Annotated in this window: 4 protein-coding genes; all 4 read left to right on the top strand. The window is 67.2% G+C overall.

Translation table 11 applies throughout. The features are described from left to right. Positions 1–100: 100 nt before the first annotated feature. Positions 101–1975 (top strand): putative nucleotidyltransferase substrate binding domain-containing protein, encoded by a 1875-nt coding sequence (locus ACYQ2W_RS25000; protein WP_459873543.1) that lies wholly within the window; start codon positions 101–103, stop codon positions 1973–1975. Between the two features lie 201 nt (positions 1976–2176). Further along, positions 2177–2863 (top strand): exonuclease domain-containing protein, encoded by a 687-nt coding sequence (locus tag ACYQ2W_RS24995; protein WP_459873541.1) that lies wholly within the window; start codon positions 2177–2179, stop codon positions 2861–2863. Positions 2864–3262: 399 nt separating this feature from the next. After that, entirely contained in the window at positions 3263–5206 is a 1944-nt protein-coding gene (gene acs / locus ACYQ2W_RS24990) for an acetate--CoA ligase (RefSeq protein WP_459873539.1), read from the top strand. Next, the coding region (locus ACYQ2W_RS24985; RefSeq protein ID WP_459873537.1) for a methyltransferase family protein at positions 5203–5767 on the top strand (565 nt) is incomplete at its 3' end. The genes acs and ACYQ2W_RS24985, both read left to right, overlap by 4 nt.

Genomic DNA, 5767 nt, shown 5'->3' with positions numbered 1-5767 from the left:
GGGGCATGGTGCCAACGATCGATGAACCAGGGGCGTCGACGTCGCTTGCTTAATTTGCGTTCATTCGCGTTCATTTGCGGACTCTCTTTCTGAAAACACAGTGGAAGCCGAACTGATCGAGATCCGGGAGTTCCTGGCGGACCATCCGCCCTTCTCCCTGCTGCCCGAGGAGGCGCTGGCCGAGCTGCCCAAGCGGCTCGCGGTGCGCTACCTGCGGCGCGGCACCCCGTTCCCGCCGGAGGACGAGGCGGAGGGGGCGCTCTATCTGCTGCGCAGCGGCGCGGTGGAGCTGCGCGACGGCCAGGGCGAGCTGATGGAGAAGATCGGCGAGGGGGAGCTCTACGCCGCCCGCTGCCTCGATCACTCCTCGGAGGCGCTGTTCCAGGGGCGGGTGGTGGAGGACAGCCTCTTCTATCTGCTCCCCTGCGAGCGGCTGCGCCAACTGCGCGAAGAGTATCCGGAGTTCAACGCCCACTTCTCCCGCGACCTGCGCGAACGCCTCGGCCGTGCGCTACAGACCCTGCGCGACGCCTCCAACGTCGGCGCGGCCGGTGGTCTGATGCAGGTGGAGGTGGGGGAACTGCTCGCCCACGCCCCGGTCGGCGCGCCGCCGCAGACGACGATCCGCGAGGCGGCGCGGCTGATGACCCGCGAGCGGGTTTCGGCGCTGCTGGTGATGGAGGGCGCCGAGTTGGTGGGGTTGGTCACCGACCAGGACCTGCGCAGCCGGTGCATCGCCGAGGGACTCTCCGTCGATCTGCCGGTGGAACGGATTATGACCCCCTCCGTCTTTACCGTGGATGCGGAGACCCCCGGCTTCGAGGCGCTGCTGACCATGGCGCGACGCGACGTGCGCCACCTGCCGGTGGTGGGGGAGAGCGGCGTGCTCGGGGTGGTGGCCGCCGCCGACCTGTTGCGCTACCAGAGCGCCAACGCGGTCTACTTGGCCGGCGACGTACGCCGGGCGCGCACCATCGACGCGGTGGTCCAGGCGAGCCGCGGCCTGCCGGAGCTGCAGGTGCAACTGGTGGCCGCCGGTGCCGGCGCCTCTTCGGTGGGCCAGGCGCTCTCCTCGGTGGCCGATGCGGTGACCGGCCGGCTGATCGAACTGGCCGAGGAGCAACTGGGACCGCCGCCGGTGCCCTACGTCTGGCTCGCGGCCGGCTCCCAGGCGCGGCGCGAGCAGTTGGCTCATGCCGACCAGGACAGCGCGCTGCTGATCGACGACGGCTACGACCCGGCGGTCCACGGAGAATGGTTCGAGCGGCTTGCCCGCATCGTCTGCGACGGCATGCAGGCCAGCGGTTTCGTCTACTGCCCCGGCGAGGTGATGGCCTGCAACCCGCAGTGGCGGCAGCCGTGGCGGGTGTGGCGCGAGCATTTCGACCGCTGGATCCAGCGCCCCGAAAAGAGGGCGCTGATGCTCGCCTGCAACTTCTTCGACCTGCGCCCGCTGCACGGCGAGGCGGCGCTGTTCCAGCGGCTCCACCGCGAGGTGGTGGAGCAGGCCAGGGGCAACGGCATCTTCCTCGCCCACCTGGTGGCCAACGCGGTGCGCTTCAAACCGCCGTTGGGCTTCTTTCGCAACTTCGTGCTCACCGACGGCGGCGAGCACGCCCGCGGTGTCGATCTCAAGCGGGGCGGGGTGATGCCGGTGGTGGACCTGGCGCGGATCTACGCCCTGTCGGCGGGGGTGACCGAGATCGGCACCCTCGACCGGCTGCGCCGCGCCGGCGCCGCCGGCGCCCTGAGCGAGGAGGGGGTGGAGGAGCTGACCGGGGCCTGGGAGCTGATCAACACCCTGCGCGCCCGTCACCAGGTGGCGCAGATTCGCGACGGTCGCGAACCGGACAACACCATCGAGCCGGACACCCTGTCGTCCCTCGACCGCCGCCACCTGAAGGACGCCTTCGGCGTGATCAAGGGCTACCAGGACGCCCTGGCCCAGGCTTACCAGGCGGAGCGGTTCTTTTGACGATGGCTGATCGACGCAGAGAACGCAGAGACGCAGAGGACGCAGAGAAGAGAATATGAGGATGTGGCGGTGGGTGCTGAGGCGCACGCGGCACGCATTATGAGGAGTTGGCGGTGAAATACAGAAACAGAATCTCTTCTCTGCGTCCTTTGCGTCTCTGCGTTCTCCGCGTCATCTTCCAGAGCGCCGAGTAGAACCGAGATGTGGGAGCGCCTGTTCAACCTCGATTTCCGCCGCAAGCGCCTGCTCAAACGGGCGCCAGCGGGGCCGCTGCGCGACTACCTGTCGGTGCCGTTCCCCGATCCGCGGACGCCGTACCACGAGGTCCCCTTCATCGCGGTGGACCTGGAGACCACCGGCCTCGATCCACGGCAAGATGAACTGCTCAGCATCGGTCTGGTCGAACTGGCGGGCACGCGCATCGATCTCGACTCCGCCCGGCGCAAGCTGGTGCGCCCCGAGCGGGCGATCCCGGAGGCGAGCGCGGTGGTCCACCGGATCACCGACGACCACGCCGCCCATGGCGTGGTGCCGGCTGAGGCACTGGTCTGGCTGTTGGAGCGGCTGGCGGGCAAGGTGATGATCGCCCACCATGCGGCGATGGAGAAGGGCTTCATCGGCAGCGCCTGCGAGCGGCTGCTGGGGGGGCGCTTCCTGATCCCGGTGGTCGACACCCAATGGCTCGCCCGGCGCACCCTGGACCGCCAGGGCCGCGCCTATCGCGCCGAGGAGCTGCGCCTGGCGCGGCTGCGGGAGCGCTATAATCTGCCCCGCTACCGCTGCCACGACGCGCTGAGCGACGCCCTGGCCGCGGCCGAACTGTTTGCCGCCCAAGTGGCGGAGCGGGGAGGGCAGACGCCCCTGAAGGAACTGCTTTCCCCGAATTGAATCGACGAGGGGCGTTAGAATGAATGAAGCGCAAGGCGCTTCTGGCCCCGTGACCGAAATGGTGTAGGGTGGCCGAGAGTGAAGGGAGGGACCCGACCCTTTCGAAGAGCATGTTGCGATCGATAGCTAGCGCCGCGATGCCCTGTAGGAGCGGCCCCTAGGCCGCGATCACGACGGAGTGAGGCGCCTCGATTGGGTAAGCGGTAGGAACGGACATGGCGCCATCGCGGCCTTGGGGCCGCTCCTACAATCGACGAACGTCGCGACGGCCGACTCAGACATCGCCTTTCGAAAGGCTCGGAGGACGAATGCAAAGCGCCTGTAACCCACGGCGTTCATTCTCCGATCCGCTACAAGAATTGAAACCGTACAGAAACAACGACCACCGAGGAGTGACCCATGTCCGAAAAGGTATACCCGGTTTCCGCCGAGATCGCCGCCTACGCCCACATCGACGCTGCCAAGTATGACGAGATGTACCGCCGTTCGGTGGACGATCCCGAGGGCTTCTGGGGCGAACAGGCCGAGGCGTTCCTGAGCTGGAGCAAGCCTTGGGACAAGGTAATGGACTACAGCTACGACGCGGCCGACCTGCACATCAAGTGGTTCGAGGGAGGCAAACTCAACGCCTCCTACAACTGCCTCGACCGCCACCTGGAGACCCGCGGCGACCAGACCGCGATCATCTTCGAGGGCGACGACCCCTCGGTCGACAAGCACATCACCTACCGCGAGTTGCACGAACAGGTCTCGCGCTTCGCCAACGCGATGAAGGCGCGCGGCGTGAAGAAGGGCGACCGGGTCAGCATCTACATGCCGATGATCCCCGAAGCCGCCGTCGCCATGCTCGCCTGCACCCGCATCGGCGCGGTCCACTCGGTGGTCTTCGGCGGCTTCTCCCCCGACGCCCTGCGCGACCGCATCTTGGACTCCGACTGCCGCGTGGTGGTCACCTCCGACGAGGGCCTGCGCGGCGGCAAGCACGTGCATCTGAAGGGCAACGTCGACAAGGCGCTGGAGGAGTGCCCCAACGTCAACACCGTCTTCGTGGTCAAGCACACCGGCGGCGAGATCGCCTGGCACGAGGGGCGCGACGTCTGGTACGGCGAGGCCTGCGCCGCCGCCGACGCGCTCTGCGAGCCCGAGGAGATGGACGCCGAGGACCCGATGTTCATCCTCTACACCTCCGGTTCCACCGGCAAGCCCAAGGGCGTGCTGCACACCACCGGCGGCTACCTGCTCTACTCGGCGATCACCCACAAGTACACCTTCGACTACCACGACGGCGAGGTCTACTGGTGCACCGCGGACGTCGGCTGGGTCACCGGCCACTCCTACATCGTCTACGGCCCGCTGGCCAACGGCGCCATCTCGCTGATGTTCGAGGGCGTGCCCAGCTACCCCGACGCCTCGCGCTTCTGGCAGGTGTGCGACAAGCACAAGGTCAACATCTTCTACACCGCCCCCACCGCCATCCGCGCGCTGATGCGCGAGGGCGACGGGCCGGTGAAGAACACCGACCGCTCCAGCCTGCGCCTGCTCGGCTCGGTGGGCGAGCCGATCAACCCCGAGGCGTGGGAGTGGTACCACGACGTGGTCGGCGACCGCCGCTGCCCGATCGTCGACACCTGGTGGCAGACCGAGACCGGCGGCCACCTGATCACCCCGCTACCCGGTGCCACCGACCTCAAGCCCGGCTCCGCCACCCGCCCCTTCTTCGGCGTGGTGCCGGCGATCGTCGACGCCCAGGACGGCCACATACTGGAAGGCGCCTGCTCCGGTGCCCTGGTGATCACCCGCCCCTGGCCCGGCCAGATGCGCACCGTCTACGGCGACCACGAGCGCTTCGCCGACACCTACTTCAAGACCTACAAGGGCTACTACTTCTCCGGCGACGGCGCCAAGCGCGACGAGGACGGCTACTACTGGATCACCGGCCGCATGGATGACGTGATCAACGTCTCCGGCCACCGCATGGGCACCGCCGAGGTGGAGTCCGCCCTGGTGCTCCACGAAGCGGTCGCCGAGGCCGCGGTGGTGGGTTACCCGCACGAGATCAAGGGGCAGGGCATCTACTGCTACGTCACCCTGGTCAAGGGGGTCGAGCCGAGCGACGAGTTGAAGAAGGAGCTGGTCAAGCAGGTGCGCACCGAGATCGGGCCGATCGCCACGCCGGACGTGATCCAGTGGGCACCGGGGCTGCCGAAGACCCGCTCGGGCAAGATCATGCGGCGGATTTTGCGTAAGGTGGCGGCCAATGAGCTGGATAACCTCGGCGATACGTCCACCCTCGCCGATCCCGGCGTGGTCGAGGACCTGATCGAGCACCGCGCCAATAAATGAATAAAATCGGCCGGCAGTCGGGCGGCCCCTCGCGGGGGCCGCCCGACTGCCGGCCGATTTTATTCATCAATGGGGGAATGAGGGTGGGGGCTGCGGTTCTTTTTTTTGTTCTCTCCATTCCGATCGTTTGGTGGTCGCGGCGCTCCCTTCTTCATCCCTCCTCACACGGGTTTCCCCGGTTCTTCGCCTTCGAGGCGATCCTGGCGTTGGTGATTCTCAACGCGCCGTATTGGTTCTCTGATCCGTTCGGGATTCAACAACTCGCGTCCTGGCTGTTGCTGGCCTTCTCCATCGTGCTGGTGGTGTGGGGTGTCGTCCTGCTGCGTCAGCGAGGCAAGACTCGTCCGACAGCGGCGGACTCGCCCCAATTCGAATGGGAGAACACAGAGAGGCTGGTGACCACGGGCATCTACCGCCACATCCGCCACCCCATGTACTCGTCGCTGCTCTTCCTCGCCTGGGGAGCGCTCCTGAAGTCCCCCACCCCGACGACATTTCTCCTGACCGCCATCGCCACCGTCGCCCTATGGTTCACCGCCAGGGCGGAAGAGGCGGAAAACC

It is taken from the genome of Endothiovibrio diazotrophicus (assembly GCF_054657215.1).
Note: the sequence above shows the minus strand (reverse complement) of the source record. Positions and strands in the feature narration are given on the sequence as shown.

Bases quoted from the DNA above. Each gene is read 5' to 3' on its own strand.
- ACYQ2W_RS24995 (WP_459873541.1), top strand. From the start codon at position 2,177: ATGTGGGAGCGCCTGTTCAACCTCGATTTCCGCCGCAAGCGCCTGCTC.
- acs (WP_459873539.1), top strand. From the start codon at position 3,263: ATGTCCGAAAAGGTATACCCGGTTTCCGCCGAGATCGCCGCCTACGCC.